The sequence below is a fragment of the Halomonas sp. BDJS001 genome, assembly GCF_026104355.1.
Taxonomy (GTDB): Bacteria; Pseudomonadota; Gammaproteobacteria; order Pseudomonadales; family Halomonadaceae; genus Vreelandella.
In genome coordinates, this window is the sequence record NZ_CP110535.1 from 3414945 (window position 1) to 3431578 (window position 16634).

The 16634-nt window shown below is 55.5% G+C and carries 16 protein-coding genes and 1 tRNA gene; 6 read left to right on the forward strand and 11 right to left on the reverse strand.

Going from position 1 to position 16634, the window contains the following annotated elements:
• Positions 1-9 precede the first annotated feature (9 nt).
• Entirely contained in the window at positions 10-1146 is a 1137-nt protein-coding gene (locus tag OM794_RS15890; RefSeq protein ID WP_226247461.1) for a C4-dicarboxylate TRAP transporter substrate-binding protein, read from the reverse strand.
• A gap of 173 nt (positions 1147-1319) precedes the next feature.
• On the opposite strand from OM794_RS15890, the gene OM794_RS15895 reads away from it, so the two are divergent.
• A complete protein-coding gene (locus OM794_RS15895) occupies positions 1320-2042 on the forward strand; it encodes an AzlC family ABC transporter permease (RefSeq protein ID WP_226247463.1) in 723 nt (240 codons plus the stop codon).
• The gene (locus tag OM794_RS15900; protein ID WP_226247464.1) at positions 2039-2350 is read left to right on the forward strand and encodes an AzlD family protein; all 312 of its coding nucleotides are present in this window, start codon (positions 2039-2041) and stop codon (positions 2348-2350) included. Before OM794_RS15895 ends, OM794_RS15900 begins: the two co-directional genes overlap by 4 nt.
• An 80-nt stretch (positions 2351-2430) precedes the next feature.
• On the opposite strand, the gene OM794_RS15905 is transcribed toward OM794_RS15900, so the two are convergent.
• From OM794_RS15905 to OM794_RS15915, 3 genes are all read right to left on the reverse strand, one after another.
• Positions 2431-2676, reverse strand: coding sequence for a helix-turn-helix domain-containing protein (locus OM794_RS15905; protein WP_226247900.1), 246 nt, complete (start codon positions 2674-2676; stop codon positions 2431-2433).
• 242 nt (positions 2677-2918) lie between these two features.
• On the reverse strand, positions 2919-3881 hold the full coding sequence (locus OM794_RS15910; RefSeq protein WP_226247465.1) for a nucleotidyl transferase AbiEii/AbiGii toxin family protein: 963 nt from the start codon (positions 3879-3881) through the stop codon (positions 2919-2921).
• The gene (locus OM794_RS15915; RefSeq protein WP_226247466.1) at positions 3878-4294 is read right to left on the reverse strand and encodes a DUF6088 family protein; all 417 of its coding nucleotides are present in this window, start codon (positions 4292-4294) and stop codon (positions 3878-3880) included. The genes OM794_RS15910 and OM794_RS15915 overlap by 4 nt, the downstream gene beginning before the upstream one ends.
• Positions 4295-4525: 231 nt before the next feature.
• Between OM794_RS15915 and OM794_RS15920 the strand changes: the two genes are divergently transcribed.
• Positions 4526-4684 (forward strand): type II toxin-antitoxin system RelE/ParE family toxin, encoded by a 159-nt coding sequence (locus OM794_RS15920; RefSeq protein WP_265153906.1) that lies wholly within the window; start codon positions 4526-4528, stop codon positions 4682-4684.
• Positions 4685-4700: 16 nt separating this feature from the next.
• Positions 4701-4985, forward strand: a complete 285-nt coding sequence (nadS, locus tag OM794_RS15925; RefSeq protein WP_226247468.1) for a NadS family protein — start codon at positions 4701-4703, stop codon at positions 4983-4985.
• Positions 4986-5272: 287 nt separating this feature from the next.
• On the opposite strand, the gene OM794_RS15930 is transcribed toward nadS, so the two are convergent.
• Positions 5273-5349, reverse strand: a tRNA-Ile gene (locus tag OM794_RS15930).
• A 127-nt stretch (positions 5350-5476) separates the two neighbouring features.
• Between OM794_RS15930 and OM794_RS15935 the strand changes: the two genes are divergently transcribed.
• Positions 5477-6052: a hypothetical protein gene (locus tag OM794_RS15935; RefSeq protein ID WP_226247470.1), complete on the forward strand. Its 576-nt coding sequence runs from the start codon at positions 5477-5479 to the stop codon at positions 6050-6052.
• Positions 6053-6062: 10 nt separating this feature from the next.
• Here OM794_RS15935 and OM794_RS15940 read toward each other — a convergent pair whose 3' ends face one another.
• The 5 genes from OM794_RS15940 to OM794_RS15960 all read right to left on the reverse strand — a co-directional run bounded on the left by OM794_RS15940 (position 6063) and on the right by OM794_RS15960 (position 11945).
• Positions 6063-7871: an ABC transporter ATP-binding protein gene (locus OM794_RS15940; RefSeq protein WP_226247471.1), complete on the reverse strand. Its 1809-nt coding sequence runs from the start codon at positions 7869-7871 to the stop codon at positions 6063-6065.
• 132 nt (positions 7872-8003) lie between these two features.
• A complete protein-coding gene (locus OM794_RS15945; RefSeq protein WP_226247473.1) occupies positions 8004-8822 on the reverse strand; it encodes an ABC transporter ATP-binding protein in 819 nt (272 codons plus the stop codon).
• Positions 8819-9946: a FecCD family ABC transporter permease gene (locus OM794_RS15950; protein ID WP_226247475.1), complete on the reverse strand. Its 1128-nt coding sequence runs from the start codon at positions 9944-9946 to the stop codon at positions 8819-8821. Before OM794_RS15950 ends, OM794_RS15945 begins: the two co-directional genes overlap by 4 nt.
• A gap of 38 nt (positions 9947-9984) precedes the next feature.
• Complete coding sequence (locus OM794_RS15955; RefSeq protein WP_226247903.1) at positions 9985-10953, reverse strand: FecCD family ABC transporter permease; 969 nt, start codon at positions 10951-10953, stop codon at positions 9985-9987.
• A 56-nt stretch (positions 10954-11009) separates the two neighbouring features.
• Positions 11010-11945 (reverse strand): ABC transporter substrate-binding protein, encoded by a 936-nt coding sequence (locus OM794_RS15960; protein ID WP_226247905.1) that lies wholly within the window; start codon positions 11943-11945, stop codon positions 11010-11012.
• Between the two features lie 322 nt (positions 11946-12267).
• On the opposite strand from OM794_RS15960, the gene OM794_RS15965 reads away from it, so the two are divergent.
• Entirely contained in the window at positions 12268-14400 is a 2133-nt protein-coding gene (locus tag OM794_RS15965) for a TonB-dependent receptor domain-containing protein (protein ID WP_226247477.1), read from the forward strand.
• 161 nt (positions 14401-14561) lie between these two features.
• Here the strand turns inward: OM794_RS15965 and OM794_RS15970 are convergent, their stop codons facing one another.
• Positions 14562-16526, reverse strand: a complete 1965-nt coding sequence (locus tag OM794_RS15970; RefSeq protein WP_226247480.1) for a ligand-gated channel protein — start codon at positions 16524-16526, stop codon at positions 14562-14564.
• Between the last annotated feature and the right edge of the window lie 108 nt (positions 16527-16634).

Below are 16634 nucleotides of genomic sequence, written 5' to 3' on the forward strand. Positions count from 1 at the left end.
GTTCCAGCGTTAATAGATTCCATAGTCAGCAGGAAGCTTATTGTAGATCTCTTCCATGGCCAGTTCGGCCAGGGCCTCTTCGTCTTCGCGATCAACTTCGCTGATTAAGGCATCCCACTTTTCGTAGGTCGCGATAAAATCATCAATCAGCGCCTCTGGGTCTTCAACGCCGTACTCATCACGGGCCTTATCGTAGACATTAGCCAAGGCTTCATCGCGGAAAGCCTCCACGGAAGCCATCAAATCCTCTTCGGGCTCGTAGATGTTGTTGCCGTGGGAGGCGGCTTCTTCCAGTGCGGCTTCAGAAGCGTCCAGATACTGGACAATCATGCGTGTCATTGCCTTGGCCGTCGCTTCTTTGAAGACATCGCGCTCCTCATCGCTGAGGCTAGCCCAAAAACCCGAATTGAAGCCCCACTGAGGGCCGGACCAATACATGCCGGTAGGCAGCAGCGTCGTGTGTTCGGCAACCTCCCACAGTGAGCGGTCAATCAAGTCGTTAGCTGCATTAGAGGCGCAGTCCAACGAACCACGATCGAGGCCGCTGTACATCTCACTGGAAGGCACATTGACGGGTGTTCCCCCGGCTTGCTCGACCCAGGCAGAAACAGTCGAGCCTGCGGTACGAATACGCTTACCCCGCAGCTCTTCAAGATTGCGGACTGGCTCGCGGCAAAACAGCACATAGGAAGGCGTGTTATAGGCGCCCAGGTAGACAATATCCAGCTCCTCCCACTCGGCTAGCTGAGTGGGATTATTAAGGCTGAAGTCTGTCACCGCCAGTATGCCTATCAGCGGGTCATCATAGTTAAACCCCAACTCCTGCACAGCATTCGCGACCGGCATTTCAGAAGGCGTGTAGATAGCCGCGTGGTGAGCAACCTGAACCACGTTATCCTGGATACCCTGCAGGTTAGCCCGCGGTGCCAGCAGCACGGTGCCGGTATAAACTTCGGGTTGCAGTTCGCCGTTCGAGAGTTCCTTGACCATTTCTGCCCACTCGATGTAACCGTAACGGGAGTGGGGATGCTGCTGGTCGTAGAAAGAATTGGCAATAAAGGATGTTGCGGCATGAGCCGAAGAAGCAACGGCCGGCAAGACCAGCGCCGCAACGGCGAGTGTCAGCGTATTACGAGTAAATTTCATATAGTTTCCCGTGCCGATTTAATCGGCTGTTTTTTCTGTTGTATTGCTTCATCTCGTTGACACGTCACCAGCTATGGCGCGTGTTCATAATTCAATCTAGACTTCAAATAATAAAAAAACAAGCAGGTCTGTTTGTTTTTAACATGGCCAGTTTCGCGGAGAAAGGTTAAGTAATGAAAGTAAAGGAAAATCCCACTCGGCTTGATACAGCGGGCACCTGGCGAGGGATTCGCATGATGCTGCCTTTGGCGGTTTTTACCATCGCTTTTGGATTGGCGTTTAGCGTAGCCGCCGTGCACCAAGGGTTGGCCGACTGGGAAGCGATGCTAATGAGCCTGTTTGTCTTCGCGGCTCCATCCCAATTTGCTGCCCTAGAAATGTGGCATTCGCCTCTGCCACTGCTTGCTCTGGCGGCGGTCACACTCGCGATTCATACCCGGCATATGCTAATGAGTGCGGCGCTCTACCCCTGGCTCAAGGCGTTACCTCAACGCCAGCAATTCGCGATGGTGATTCTGCTAACCGACTCCAACTGGGCAATGGCGCTGGGAGAGTATCAGCGCGGCGAGCGAAACCTAGGCATTCTTTTAGGTGGCGGGATAGCGCTGTGGGGCGCCTGGGTCGGGGGCACTGCGATAGGGCTAGCCTTTGGTGGAGGCATTACCGAACCTGAACGCTTCGGCCTTGATGTGATCATGCTGTGCTTTTTGTTAATGATAGTTGTCGGTGGGAACCCAAGAGCAGCAATGGCACTACCCTGGCTGGCAGCAGCGGCGAGTGCATTAATGGCGTACTGGTGGTTGCCGCCTTACCTACATGTGATGGTGGGTGCCTTCACCGGTGGCGTGGTAGCCGTGCTATTGCCTGGACGCTGGTTCAGGGAAAGCGCCTTATGAGTTCATCCTCAGTGTGGCAGTCGTTGATAGCCATCATGCTAATGGTAGTCATTGCTTATGGCTCCAGAGTGCTGGGGCTACTGGTCATGTCGCATGTACCGCTAGGCCCTCGCGTTAGGCGATTCGTCGATGCCATGTCTAGCTCAGTTCTGATTGCCGTTATTACGCCCATCATCGTGCATGGTGACGGCGGCGTTCGGCTCGCAGCCATTGCGGCGGGTACTGTGGCAGTAGTGATGAGGAATCCGTTGGTATCGATTGCCATGGGTATGGTTTGCGCTGCGGGTTGGCGCTGGTGGGTTGGGTAATGTTGTGCGTAAACACAACACCTTAGCGAAATGCTCAGGTGTTGCACTCAGCTTCTGCGGCCAAGGGCATCACTTATGCGCTATGCTGCCACAGTGACGCGCATTTCCACATGCAGGCCAGCAGCGGCAGCCATGTTCACGAGAGCATCTAGGCCAAACAAAGATATCTTGCCACGCATCAAGTCGGAAACACGCGGTTGCGTGACACCAAACAATTTGGCCGCTTGAGACTGGTTCAAACCAGCACGATCAATGTGATCTTTAAGAGCCATCATCAACATTGAGCGCAGCTTCATATTTTCAGCTTCTGCTGGCGTATCTTCAATGGCGTCCCATACACTTGCAAAGCGCTAAAGGTTTTTCAATGAGTTAAATTTTCCATGGTTTACATTACTCACATGGTTTTCACCCTGTGAGCAGCCAAATGACGACCAGTTAGCAACCAAATTGCCACCGCTGGCAATACTACAGGGACGACATAGCGAGCCGCATAAAGCGGCTGAGGAAATTATTTTAGGTGTCACGTGATGAGTAAATTACAGACGGTAAGTATTTGGAAAAGTAGATGTTAGCTCTCAGCCCTACCCTCCGACAGCAGCTGTTGGGCCAATTCATTTACTTTCTGTAAGGCTTCATCCCAGGACGCGGGCTCATCGTGATAAACCAGCGGGCCGATAAAACGCTCGTAGCGATCCTGATGGATGGGGTTTGCCTGTAAGCACCCTAGGCCATAGAGCAGCTCATCTGCTGGGTTAGTGACAAATTGTGTATGCTGGTTGCCGAACTGAGTCACGTCCGTCTGTATTACTGCCTGTACCAGCGTGCGTAATGCAGCCATGTCATATCCGCCGGATGTCGCCATATGAAGATCGTAGACGTGCCTCACCAGCGTTTCGTCATCTTTTCGGGAAGGATCACGGCTCACGTGGGCTGTGCGACGTAGCAATGCCACCAGCTTCTCGCTGATCGTGGCAGGCAGGCTAACCACCGGAATGGAAGCTACCTCTGGGGGTAAATGAAGAACATCGGCATACAAGGAGCTGACAGAACACACCACGGCGGGCTCATAAAGTTCTGATGCTGTAACGTCTAGCTTCAAGTCAGGCCGAAGCGCAGAGATGCTGCCCTGGGTACGGGGATAGCGAACGGTAAACTCCGCATACCGGTACTCGTTACGCTTGACGATCCCAGCATCGGGATCAAGCCCTAGGATCGGAGAGCGGCTGATAACTGTTTCTATTTCGGCCAGCATCGCTTTTCGTTCTGCCTTTAGAGCCGTTCTAGACATACTTGTTACTACCCCATCGCGAGCAACAAGCTTGATGTCAATATCCTCAGACATGCGGAAAAGCTTGTGGTGGGCTTTGGCTAAGCTGGTACCCCCTGCGAATACCAGCTCAAACGCCTCCGAACGCAGCGTTGAAAGTAGACTCAATAACTGAACGGCATAGACATCTTTTTCGACAATAGCGGGGCTGTCGATACCCAGCGCATCCGCCACATCGGGAAACATTCCAGAATCAATGTTCATGCAGAAACTTGCTCGATACCTAAGCGATATTTACCGTAGGCAATCTGGCGATGAAACGGGCCTTTGACTCTGACCACCACTCGCGCCGGAATTTGTGTGCGCCCCGCCTGATAAGCTTTTTCTGCACTGGCTGGCTCCCACTGTACTCCTAGGCGGTTTAATGCCTCTTTGGCTGCTTGGTCAAAGCCACCGGGCGCTGCAAGCATTGGTTTGCCTGTAATACGGTTTGGGCGCGCTTTGGCGTATAGGCCTTTACCAATACGCACCAATCGTCCCTGCGCCTCCAATTGCCGAAGCACCCGGCCTACTTGGTCATAACCACCCAGTGCAGCGAAATCATCACGTAGAAATACCGTTCGCCGACTTCTGCGAATTTTGTCACGGATGCGTGACTCAAGCGTTTGAGTGGTCATGCAACGCCTCCATAGCTGGACAATGACGATAGTTACTTTATACCTTCAGGCTGAGAAATTCAAAAACACGACACTACAACCAAACCAAAACAATAAATTTATTCAATAAAATCAATTATTTTTATAAAATTTTAAAAATAAAAACCGCCGCAAACGCGGCACAAAACAGCCTCTATTATGAGCCGCCCAAAAGCAAGTAAGGTGCTGATATAAAAGTCCGCGAAAATACGCATGGCGCTGGGCAACCAAGGTAAGAATGGTGGTGCCAGGGTTATCTACTTTTTGGCAACAGCAGAGAGAATCTACCTGATATTGGCCTACCCCAAGAGCGTGAAGGACAGCTTAACGCCCGCTGAAACGGCCGCACTGAAAACACTGACCCACCAATGAAGGGGGAGGTTTCCAAATGAGCATCTTTGACGAGCTGCAATCTTCACTGCAGGAAGCCGTTGAGATTAAACATGGTAAAGCGCAGGCCAGTCGCATCACACGCCATGAGGTGACTGATGTAAAAACTATTCGCGCCCAGCTACACGTATCCCAGGCAGAGTTTGCCAAGGCTATGGGAACCAGTGTAGACACCATCAAAAGCTGGGAAACCAAGCGCCGTAACCCGACGGGGCTAGCAGCTAAGGCACTGGCGACGATTCAGGACAACCCAGCTTTTTTCAACGAGCTTGCTTCGCACTAACACTTATTTCATTAGCATGAGTAAAAAAGGTAATTCAACGTCGTACTGGTACGTACGGGAGACATAGCTTGAGCTGGTATTGACCGCCACACTTGCGGCTTCAAAGTAGCTTGCTTACCAACGCTACCAATAAACAATTAAAGACCAATATCATACACGCCTATCAACAGACTATGAGGCGTCCAGCGCAAGCAGGCGAGACGTAAACGCGGAGGAAGGAGAAATCGAGCAGCTTAGTACCACAGAGAACCAAGGGACTCATAATCCCTTGCTTGAACAAGCAAGATTGGTGGGCCCAGTAGGACTTGAACCTACGACCAAGGGATTATGAGTCCCCTGCTCTAACCAACTGAGCTATAGGCCCGAAAAGCGTGCATATCATAGCGAATGTGGCGGTGTGAGGCTAGCCCCATTGCGCTATCTTGATGTCATTACGGCACTTTATGTGGATTGGGCAGTCTGGTGAGTAGTTCTTTATGCGGAGACGCGCTGTGAAAGCATTGATTGCTCTAGTTCCTTTATTATTGGTGTTGCCCGTGCACGCTGATTGGCAGCTTGATCCTGCCCAGTCGCGGGTGCAGGCGTCGATTACCCAGCTGAACGGTGAAACCCCGCAAACTCATCACCACCAGGTGCGTGATCTGCAGGGTGATATCTCCAGCGATGGCACCCTGCGTTTGCCGTTAAAACTCAGCCAAACGGATGTGCTTGAGCGCTTTGGCGAGCTACCACCGTGGATAGGTTTGTTGGCAAATACCACCCTGGTAACGCTGGAAGCGCAAATGCCGCCAGAGCGATTGGATAGTTTGGATATTGGCGAATCACTGGTGGAGACGCTGACGTTTAGCGTGCAATCCGACATGGTTAACCAACAGGAATCCGTGCCACTGCGGTTTACTCGCGAAGGCTTGAATGAGATACGGATTACCCACGCCGAGCCCATGGCGATGGATGGGCGAGCGCTGATGGCGAACAGCACGGTAAAAACCGTGCTGTCGCTGCTGGGCTACCAAGAGATCGACGAGCATGTGCCCGTCACTCTTAATGCACTTTTGGTTAATCGCTAGCCGTTAAAGATTAACGACTGAGCACCTCCATATCCCCCGCTTGGGCTTCGCCAGTTTGCACCCGCCACTGGGCGGCGTAGTGGCCGTCAGCGGCCAACAGGCTTGAGTGGCTGCCTCGCTCGGCCACTCGGCCCTTCTCGATCACCACGATCTCATCGGCGTGCACAATGGTAGAGAGCCGGTGGGCAATCATAATCACCGTACGGCCATGGGCGATGCGTTTAAGCGAGCGCTGAATGGCCGCTTCGGTCTCGTTGTCCACCGCGCTGGTGGCTTCATCCAGCACCAGAATCGGCGGGTCTTTAAGCAGTGCCCTGGCCAGTGAAAGCCGTTGGCGTTGGCCACCGGAAAGCCTTACGCCCCGCTCGCCTACCGGCGTGTCCAACCCTTGGGGCAGCGTTTCGATAAAGCTCCACGCTTCAGCGGTTTTGGCGGCATCCACAATCGCGGCTTCATCAGCGTCCGGCTTGCCGTAAGCAATATTGTCGCGAATGCTGCCTTCAAACAGGTAAACATCCTGACTGACCAAACCAATCGATTGGCGAAGTGAGTTCATACTCACTTCGGTGATGGGCTGCCCATCAATGAGCACGCGGCCATTTTCGGGGTCGTAAAACCGCAGCAGCAGTTTGATCAGGGTGGATTTTCCCGACCCTGTCGCTCCCACCAACGCCAGGGTATTACCTGCAGGCACGTGCAGGTGAATGCCATCCACTCCTACGCCGCTGGTGGCGTAGTGAAAGCTCACGTTGTCTACCGTCACCTCGCCGCGCACCGGTTGGGTAAGCGGCGTGGTGCTGTCATCTTTAACGGTAATCGGCACTTCGAGCAGATCGAGAATCCGTCGTGTGCTGGCCATAGCGCGCTCGAACAGGTCGATCACTTGAGCCAGGCCGGTCAGCGGCCAGAGCAGGCGTTGGGTCAAAAACACCAGCACGCCATAAGCCCCCACGTTCAGCGAGCCGTTAAGCGCCATCATGCCGCCCACTGTAAAGGTGGCCAGAAAACCGGCCAAAATCGCCATGCGGATCACCGGAATAAACGCGGAGCTAACCTTGATCGCCCGTCTGTTGGCGTCTACGTAGGCTTCGCTGGCATCGCGCAGGCGCTCGGCTTCGCGTTCTTCGCTGGTAAAGCTTTTAATCGTCGCAATGCCGCTGAGGTTATTGGATAAACGGCTGGCCAGATCCCCGACCTTTTCACGTACATCGCTATACAGCGGCCCGGCTTTACGCTGGAAGAAGAACGCGCCCCAGATAATCAGCGGGATAGGCGTAAACGCCAGCAGCGCAATCAGTGGTGAAAGCACAAAGAAGACCGCGCCTACCGCCACCACGGTGACGACCACCTGAATAATCGAATTGGCCCCGCCGTCCAGAAAACGCTCAAGCTGGTTGACGTCATCGTTCATGGTGGCCACCAACTGGCCGGAGCTTTTCGACTCAAAGAACGCCATATCCAGCCGCTGAGCGTGCTCGTAGGTATCCTGACGCATATCCGCTTGTAAACGTTGGGCCAAGTTGCGCCATAAAATTTGGAACAGGTACTCAAACAGCGACTCCCCTGCCCAGATAACAAACGTCAGCACCGCTAGCATGGTGATCTGCTGCTGGGGCGTTTCAAACCCGAGGCTGGCCACAAAACTCTGCTCTTGGTTGACCACCACATCGATGGCGACACCAATCAGAATCTCTGGAGCAATATCAAACAGCTTATTGATAATCGAACAGGCGGTGGCGGCAATGATGCGCCGCCGATAGCCTTTGGCGTAGCGCAGTAGCCGCAGCAACGCTTGAAAACTGTGTGCAGGAGAGGACACGAGTGTTCCTTACTGAGGTTGTTATAGCTGAAATAGGTTTAGAGGCAATAGAGTAATGAAATCGCCCCGCTATCTCTAGCAGGGCATCAACTTAACGCAACTGTAGCAATGCGGCGCAAGGCTAGAGCCTGCTTAGTAAGCGGGCACCGCGGAGCGGCGAACATTGGCGAGCAAGGGGCTGCCGGTATCAGGGTCGGTGAGCAACGTGCACTCCACTTGATAGAGCGTTCGCACCAGGTCAGTCGTAACCACTGTAGCCGGAGCTCCAGCAGCGATAATTTGACCTTCGCGCATGGCGATAAGATGGTCAGCGTAGCGGCAGGCGCTGGCGAGGTCGTGCAGCACCATCACCACCGTACGGCCGTGGTGGGCAAGATGTTTCACCAGCTCGAACACTTCAATCTGGTGGCCCAGATCCAGTGCGGAAGTGGGTTCATCCAGCAGCAGCAGCGGGGTTTGTTGGGCGATGGTCATGGCGATCCAGGCGCGCTGCCGCTGGCCACCGGAGAGCGCATCAATCGGTCTGTCAGCGAGTTGTTCAAGTCCCGCCGCCGCCAGCGCGTGCTGCACCACGCGCTGGTCTTCTGCCGACCACTGGCGCAGCCAGCCCTGGTGGGGCTGGCGACCAAAGCGGATTAACTCGGTCACGGTGAGCCCTTCCGGCGCCACGGCCTCCTGGGGCAGTAGCGCCAGTTGGGTCGCCAGTTGACGGATGGGCAGGCGCTGAATATCGGCGCCATCGAGCAATACCGCGCCGCTATCGGGTTTATGTAAACGCGCAAGACCGGCCAGCAGCGTTGATTTACCGCAGCCGTTGGGGCCCACAATGGCGGTGACTTGGCCGCTGGGCAGGGTGATATCCAAGCCATCGATCACCTGCCGGGTGCCATAATTCATCCCGAGCGACTGCGTGGCAAGAGAAGGCATGGTGGGTGTTGGAGATTGGCTCATGTGAAGCTCCGTTGCGGACGCATTAATATCCAAAGTAACCAGGGCCCGCCGACCACAGCGGTAACGATCCCCACCGGAACCTCGATCGGCGCCAGCAGCGTACGCCCGGCCAAATCGGCAAGTACCATCACCAGCGCCCCCGCCAGCGTAGCCGCCAACACTGGTACGCTGCGGGAGCTCGACAGTGACCGAGCAATCTCGGGGCCAATCAACCCCACCATGCCCACAGGGCCAGCCACGGTAACCGCCAGGCCGGTTAGTGCGACAGATAGCAGCAAAACTTCCAACCGGCGCCGCTTGACGTTCACGCCTAATCCACTGGCGGTGGCATCTTTAAAACGCAGCAGCGTTAGCGAACGGGCTAGCGCCAATGCCGTGGCCAGCCCTAACGCTAGCCCCAGCATCAGTAATTGAAGCGCCCCGCTGGGGCGGGCATTGAGCGAACCCACTGTCCATGGGTAGGCAGCATTGGCAGTGTCAATCGCGACTCGCGCCAGCATCAGTTGGGTCACCGCGCCAAACACCGCGCCAACGCCAATGCCCGCAACGATAAACCGATAGCCCTGGGTACCGCTGCCCGCAGCTAAACCAAAGGTGAGTACCGCGGCGGTCGTTGCGCCGGCTAGCGCCATGGCGGGTGGTGCGATGGAAACACCTATACCCACGATGGAGGCCACGGCAAAGGCCGTTGCGCCATTATCAATGCCAATAATCCCGGGTGTTGCCAAGCGATTGCGGGCCAGGGTTTGCATTAGGATACCGGCCAGTGCAAAGGCGGCCCCGGTACTGCAGGCGGCGGCCAAGCGTGGCAAGCGCAGCTCTAACACCACAAAACTCGCCATCATATCCGCATTGTCCAACAGCGCCTGCAGCACAGCGGCTGGTGCGACCTTAACGCTGCCGAGGCTTAGATAGATAACGCTGGCGACCAGTAGCGCGGCAAACAGTCCCAGATTGACTACCACCGCCCGCTGTTCAAACAGGATGCTATTCACCCCCCGTTGACTTTGCCAGGCTAAGCGCCAGTATCCTTGAGGCGGCAATACGGTGGCGTTTTCAGCCGAGACCGCTGGGGTCGCATGAGAGAAAGGCATAGCAGCCGGTTTGCCCGTTGAGACAGTCATTGATGAAGAAGACCTGGATGCGGTTTTCATAAACCCACTTATAACATCGGGAGGCGGCGTGCACGCACGACGGCGACTAATACGGGGGCGCCACATAGCGCAGTGAGCACACCCAGCGGTAGTTCCGAAGGCGCCACCACCACGCGGGAAATGATATCGGCGGCGAGTACCATCAGCGGCCCAATGGGCAGGCAAAACCATAGCGTGCGACGAATATCAGGCCCGGCAAGAGCCCGTGCCACAAACGGCACCACCAACCCAACAAAGGCGATGGGCCCGGCGATGGCGGTAGCAGCGCCCACCAAAAGCGCCACGCAGGCGACGACCAGCCAGCGGATCAGGTTGGGGTGGTGCCCCAACCCCGAAGCAACCCGTTCGCCTAGCGCTAGCGCGGCTAAAGGCCGGGCGATCAGCGCAACTATCACGGATGCCACCAGCAGACTGGGCAGCACGGCCAGCAGGTCGTCTAAGCGGCGTCCAGCCAAACTGCCAATCACCCAGAAACGAATTTCATCAGCGGCACGTTGGTCGTAAAGCAGCAGCAGCGAGGTTAACGAAGCGAGCAGCCCCGAAAACGCGGCACCTGCGAGAACGAGCCGAATAGGGTCATTACCCACACCGCGAAAGCGCGCCACGCTTAATACGCAGACACAGCCCACCAAGGCGCCGAGCTGTGCGACTGAAATGCGCAGAGTGGCGGCGCTGGCACCCAGTACCAAGGCCAGTGCCACGGCAAACGCCGCTCCTGCGCTCACCCCTAACAAACCCGGTTCGGCCAGCGGATTGCGCGCCACCGCTTGTAATAACGCCCCTGCTACCCCCAACGCCACGCCCACCGCAATGCCAATTAAAGTACGCGGGGCACGCAGTTCCCAGACAATGAAACTCGCCTCACTGTCCTGTACGCCACCTAGTAGCGCCAGCACCCGCAGTGGGCCGACACTGCCTGCGCCCATCAATAAACTAACGCCACTCGCCGCCACAAGGGCGGTGAGTAGTAACAGCATTAACGTACGATGGCTGGAACGCCTGGCGACTCCAGGCGTTGCAAAACGAGGTACCGTCACGGCAACAGCGCAGCCTCTATATCATCAAGAATGGCTTGCGCGGCCAGTGGGCCATTGGCACTGCTCCACAGCTGGCCATTCACTGGCACCACCTGCTCTCGCTGAACCACGTTAAGGCGAGTGAACGCAGGGCTCTGTTTAGCGGCGTCCAAGGCTTGTTGGCCATCTTCATTGAGGGTTGCCAGGAATAGCCAGTCGCCATCTACTTGGGCAAGGTTTTCCAGGCTGAGTACATCGCTGTGTACGCCGCGCTCGCCAATTAAATCGGCGCCTTGTACGTCAAGGCCAACCTGCTCTAACAGCCCCGTGGCAATCAGTTTTTCCGACATTACCATCGGGCCACCGGGCATCCAGCGCACTAAAAAGGCGGTGCCGCCTACGTCTGCATCCGCTAATGCGTCGGCTAGTTGCGTGGCGCGCTGATCTACCGTGGCAATGGCTTCTTCAATCACATCTTTACGGTTTAATGCTTCGCCGTAAAGTCGCGCCTCAGCTTTCCAGTTATCCGCGGCTAACGGCTGGGTATGCGGCACAACGGTTGGCGCAATACGTGAAAGCAGTTGGTACTGTTCATCGGAAAGCTGGGCGGGCGCCAAAATCAGATCCGGCTGCTGCGCCAGCACGGCTTCAATATTGATTTCCCTAACAACGCCCATAATGGCGGGACGATCATCGCCCAAATGGGCCTCCACATACTCGGCGACGTTATCACCACCGCGTGTGGTGACGGCGCCTAGTGGCGTGATGCCAGCCGCTAGGGCAGCATCCAGTGCGCCTTCGTAAAGGGTCACAACCCGCTCAGGGGTTCCCTCCACCTCTACCTCGCCAAAGGCGGTATTCAGCGTGCGCGCTTGCGCGGTGCCTGCCACTAAAACGCTTAGCAGAACGCTGACCACGCCTAAACGCGCACCTTTAGTGAGGGTAGCTGTCATTGAGGTCGTTTTATCCAGCGCCGTTTTCACCAGCACAGTTTTCACCAGCACAGTTTTAACAAACATAAGTTTCTCTCGGTACGATACATTGCAACGGATAATAACGATTCTCAAAAACACTTGCACTACTATTCCTGGGAATAGCGTGTTCCATTTTGTGCAACTCTTACCCACCACCCTGCGCCGCACACATGTTTCAGTTTACGCAACGCAACGTTCCATGATCGTACCCTCGCGTTTGGGAACTTTTCTTTTTAGACTCTCGCCCCTATTTGACAATTAGTATCATTAGCTAATAATTATCGTCACCAAGAGGAATAACATGCCACGCTTTACCCGCTCTGTTCTGGCTAGCGCCGTCACACTCGCTGTTTCTGCAGGCACCGCCTCCGCCCAAGAAAATCAGCAATTGGACAACATCGTTGTCTCGGCCAGCGGGTTTGAGCAGGCAATGGTCGACGCGCCTGCCAGTATCTCGGTGATCTCTCGTGAAGAGTTGGAACGCACGCGGGTGACAAGCATCGCCGATGCACTGCGCAACGTTGAAGGGGTCGATGTGGGTGGAGCGGTAGGTAAAACCGGCGGGCGCAACATTAGTATCCGTGGAATGCCCAGCGACTATACGCTGATCCTGATTGATGGCCGCCGTCAAAATGCGGCGGGCAGCGTGACCCCCAATGGCTTTGGTGAAACCTCCACCAGCTTCTTTCCGCCCATTTCCAGCATTGAGCGCATTGAGGTGATTCGTGGGCCGATGTCGACACTGTATGGCTCTGACGCCATGGGCGGGGTAATCAACATTATTACCCGTCGGGTGGGCCGCGAGTGGACAGGCTCTGTTGGGGTCGAAAATACCTTTAACGAAGATCGCGATTTTGGCGACCGTCGCGAGATCAACCTCTATACCAGTGGCCCACTTATTGAGGATACGCTGGGCCTTCAACTGCGCGGGCGGGTTTATGAGCGCGACGCTTCCGAGCTTACCTATACCGATAACAACGGTGACCCTATTGAAGTCGACCAGCGCGGCCCTAGCCCTGTGGAAGGCGATACCTACAGCCTGGGTGGTAAGCTAACTTGGACACCCACTGACAGCCACGACCTATGGCTGGATGGTGAAATCAGCCGTCAGCGCTACGACAACGATGAGTGCCAGCTAGGCACCCTGGATGGTCGCACTCGTAGCTGTGAGCCCGACCCTGGCAGCGCCAACGGCTATGCGGATGAACTCCGCTTTGAGCGCGAGCAGATCGCCCTTGGCCACACTGGCCGTTTTGCCTCGGGTACGTTGGAATCTAGCCTGATGCGCAACACCACCGAAACCAAAGGCCGCACGATCCCTGGTGATGTAGGCGTCGCGTATGAAGGTTTTCCCAGCATTGTCGGCGGCGCCCCGCGGGAGCTTGAAACCACTAATACCGTACTCGACAGCAAGTTCATCATGCCGCTAGACAATCACATGGCCACTGTAGGTATGCAGTGGTGGGATGCGGAACTTGACGATGGCTTGGCCGGTGAAACCTTTGAGCAGACTACCTGGTCGCTATTTGCGGAAGATGAGTGGCTGCTACGGGACGATTTAGCGCTAACCCTGGGCGGGCGCTACGATCACCACGACGCCTTCGGCAGCCAGTTCAGCCCGCGCGGCTACCTGGTGTGGAACACGACGTCCAACTGGACGCTAAAAGGTGGCGTAAGCCGCGGCTATAAAACGCCCACGCTTAATGACCTACATGACGGCATTAACGGGGTAACCGGCCAGGGCACGATACTCACGATTGGTAACCCGGATCTTGAGCCGGAAACCAGCACCAGCAGCGAGATCGGTGCGCATTACGATAACCAACAGGGTTTCACTGCCAGCGCCACGCTGTTCCACAACCAGTTTGACGACAAGATTGCCAGCGGCAGCGATATCCTGGTGGAAAACGACCCGCTGATTCCTGACGGCCTTTACAGCCAACAGGTCAACGTCGACGAGGCGATCACCCAAGGAGTGGAACTCTCTACCGGCTACCAGTTCGCCCCTGATTGGCGCATTAATGCCAACTACACCTACACCGATAGCGAACAGAAGAGTGGCGATAACAAGGGCGAGCCGCTGACGGATACCCCGGAACACGCCATTAACGCCACCCTGCGCTGGCAGGCAACGGCCAAGCTGGATACCTGGCTCTCAGCAGAGTACCGCAGCGAGCGCTACCGTAACCGCGAAAGCGTCCGCGGCGCCCCCTCGTTTGATGACCTGGGCGACTTTAAAGCCTATTCGCTGTTTCACTTAGGCGGTAATTACGCGGTCACCAATCAGCTTAATCTGAGCGCGACCATCTACAACCTGTTTGACAAAGACTTTGTCGACTACCGCGCATACGGCGATGGCACTAGTTTTGGCAACGTATACGCCAATAGCGAAGAGGGCCGCCGCCTGTGGCTCTCCGCCCGCTACGAGTTCTAATCGGTTTCAGCTCGCTACTGTTTCGATGCTCACCTTCTGCCCCAGCCATGCGCTGGGGCTTTTTTGTTTCTTTCCCTCTCCCCCCTTTCCTAAGCAGCAAAAAAAGCGGCTGTCGCTGGGATAGCCGCTTCAGTGTTGCGCTTATGACAGCGAGCTAGCGCTTAGAAGGCAACATTAAGGCCTAGCCAAACCCGACGACCATCTTCCACATAGCCGTACTCGTCATAGTTGATCGTTTCGTCGAACAGGTTGTAAATACCCGCGTTCAGTTGAGTACTTTCGTTCAACTGGTAGCCAACGCCTGCATCTACAAAGGTATAGGAAGGAGCCACAATGGTACTGCTCGAAGGGCCGGTAGTCGGTTGACTCTCTTCGCCGCGGTAAGTGACTTTTGTCCATTGACTCAACTTGGCAGAGACTTGCCAATCCAACGAAGCGGATACCTGGTGCTTAGGCAGCTGTGTTAACGGCTCGCCGGCATACTCACCGCTCTTTTGCTCGCTATCGGTATAGGTGTAGCTGGCCGTTAGCTCAACGGTATCGGTTAACGGCGCAGCCACACTCGCCTCTACGCCCTGAGTCACCGCTTCATCAACGTTAACGCGATAAGTCGGGTCGCTGCCAAACTGGTTAGCGCCGTCCGTACAGATATCAATGGGACAAGCTATTCGGGTAATTTTATCGTCAAAGTCGTTATGGAACAGCGTGACGCTGCCGCTCAAGCCCCTATCGTTGGCATAAAGCAGGGCCAATTCTTTATTGAGTGAGGTCTCTGGCTCAAGGTCAGGGTTACCGTAGATATTACCCCCACGGCTGACCTGCCCCCAGTCAGGGGTGATCTCGCGCAGATTCGGCGCTCGATAACCGGTCGAGACGCCGCCCTTCAGCGTCCAGTCAGGCGTCATATTCCACACGCTGTAAAGCCGCGGGCTAAGGTGGCTGCCGTAGTTATCATCGTCATCAATACGCAGCCCGCCGGTCAGTGCCCAAGCATCGGTGAGCATCCACTCGTCTTCCACAAAGAGGGCCCACTGGCTATTCTCAATCTCACTACGATCAGAGCCAGGCAACTGATTCGTCGTACTGTCGTCGAGCGACTCCTCTTCGTAGCTAGCGCCTACCGTCAGCATATGCATGCCTAGCGGAATGACCACGCTGGTTTTGGCGGTGGTGTTGGTGATTTCAATATCCCGCGATTTGTTTTCGCTACTTTCACGCTGAAGGTAAGTTTCGCTGGTGCCCCACTCGAAGCGCCCGCTGTGTGTCACCGCGACATGCTGGTGGGTAAACTCATTAAAGCTATCGGAGCAGCCGCCGCGACAGCCCTCAGAGGGCGCGGATTTACCCATTAGCGACTGACGGTCTTGCTCAGTAATGCCGGCTTCAAACGTAACGTCATGATTCTCGGTTGCCGCTAGGCTTAGCCGTGCAGTAAGGCTTTGCAGGCTTTTATCTTCGTAGCCGTTGAGAATAGTGTCTTCGTCACGCTGAGAGGTGCGGCCATAGAGCTGAAGCCCTAAGCGGTCGCCTACCAGCGGGCCGCTGAGGTAAAAATTGGCTTGGCGACTGTCGCCGGAGTCGCTGTCTTCCTGAAGCACGGTGTCGAGTTGAACATTGCCATGCCACTGCTGAGCCACCTTGCGGGTAATCACATTGATCACCCCGCCAATCGCATCAGAGCCGTAAAGCGTCGACATGGGGCCGCGCACTACCTCAATACGTTCGATGGCCTGTAGCGGCGGCAGCCAGTCTTGCTCAAAACCTGCATCGCCATTAGGGCGAGACTCACGGGAATTCTGCGGGCGACCATCGACCAGTATCAGGGTGTACTGTGAAGGCATACCTCTAATGGAGATATCCTGGCCGTTATCCCCTCTTCCGCCGCCGGTGACAATCACACCGGGCACATCGCGCAGCGCATCGGTAACACTCTGATAGTGGCCTTGTTCCAACTCTTCCCGGGAAACCACGCTGATAGAGGCAGGTGCATTGGTGATCTGCTGTTCAAAACCTGACGCGGTTACCACCATATCGTCTAAGCGGGGCGTTTCTTGTGCCCAAAGAGCACTACTGGCAAGCGAAGAGATAGCGCTGGCCAGCAGCGTACGGCGCAAACAGGGAGACATAACTTCGTCCTTCATAGTGTTTGAGAAGTGTGCGAGCAATGTGGATAAGCATCCGCTCTATTAAATGCGAATTATTAGCATTAATATTTTTACACACTCTTTGCACAT

What these genes read in the sequence shown, in the direction of transcription:
- OM794_RS15915 (WP_226247466.1), bottom strand. Translation starts at nt 4,294, where the DNA reads ATGACCACTCAAACGCTTGAGTCACGCATCCGTGACAAAATTCGCAGA.
- nadS (WP_226247468.1), top strand. Translation starts at nt 4,701, where the DNA reads ATGAGCATCTTTGACGAGCTGCAATCTTCACTGCAGGAAGCCGTTGAG.
- OM794_RS15950 (WP_226247475.1), bottom strand. Translation starts at nt 9,946, where the DNA reads ATGACTGTCTCAACGGGCAAACCGGCTGCTATGCCTTTCTCTCATGCG.
- OM794_RS15890 (WP_226247461.1), bottom strand. Translation starts at nt 1,146, where the DNA reads ATGAAATTTACTCGTAATACGCTGACACTCGCCGTTGCGGCGCTGGTC.
- OM794_RS15910 (WP_226247465.1), bottom strand. Translation starts at nt 3,881, where the DNA reads ATGAACATTGATTCTGGAATGTTTCCCGATGTGGCGGATGCGCTGGGT.
- OM794_RS15900 (WP_226247464.1), top strand. Translation starts at nt 2,039, where the DNA reads ATGAGTTCATCCTCAGTGTGGCAGTCGTTGATAGCCATCATGCTAATG.
- OM794_RS15970 (WP_226247480.1), bottom strand. Translation starts at nt 16,526, where the DNA reads ATGTCTCCCTGTTTGCGCCGTACGCTGCTGGCCAGCGCTATCTCTTCG.
- OM794_RS15895 (WP_226247463.1), top strand. Translation starts at nt 1,320, where the DNA reads ATGAAAGTAAAGGAAAATCCCACTCGGCTTGATACAGCGGGCACCTGG.
- OM794_RS15920 (WP_265153906.1), top strand. Translation starts at nt 4,526, where the DNA reads ATGGCGCTGGGCAACCAAGGTAAGAATGGTGGTGCCAGGGTTATCTAC.
- OM794_RS15965 (WP_226247477.1), top strand. Translation starts at nt 12,268, where the DNA reads ATGCCACGCTTTACCCGCTCTGTTCTGGCTAGCGCCGTCACACTCGCT.
- OM794_RS15955 (WP_226247903.1), bottom strand. Translation starts at nt 10,953, where the DNA reads ATGCTGTTACTACTCACCGCCCTTGTGGCGGCGAGTGGCGTTAGTTTA.
- OM794_RS15945 (WP_226247473.1), bottom strand. Translation starts at nt 8,822, where the DNA reads ATGAGCCAATCTCCAACACCCACCATGCCTTCTCTTGCCACGCAGTCG.
- OM794_RS15960 (WP_226247905.1), bottom strand. Translation starts at nt 11,945, where the DNA reads ATGACAGCTACCCTCACTAAAGGTGCGCGTTTAGGCGTGGTCAGCGTT.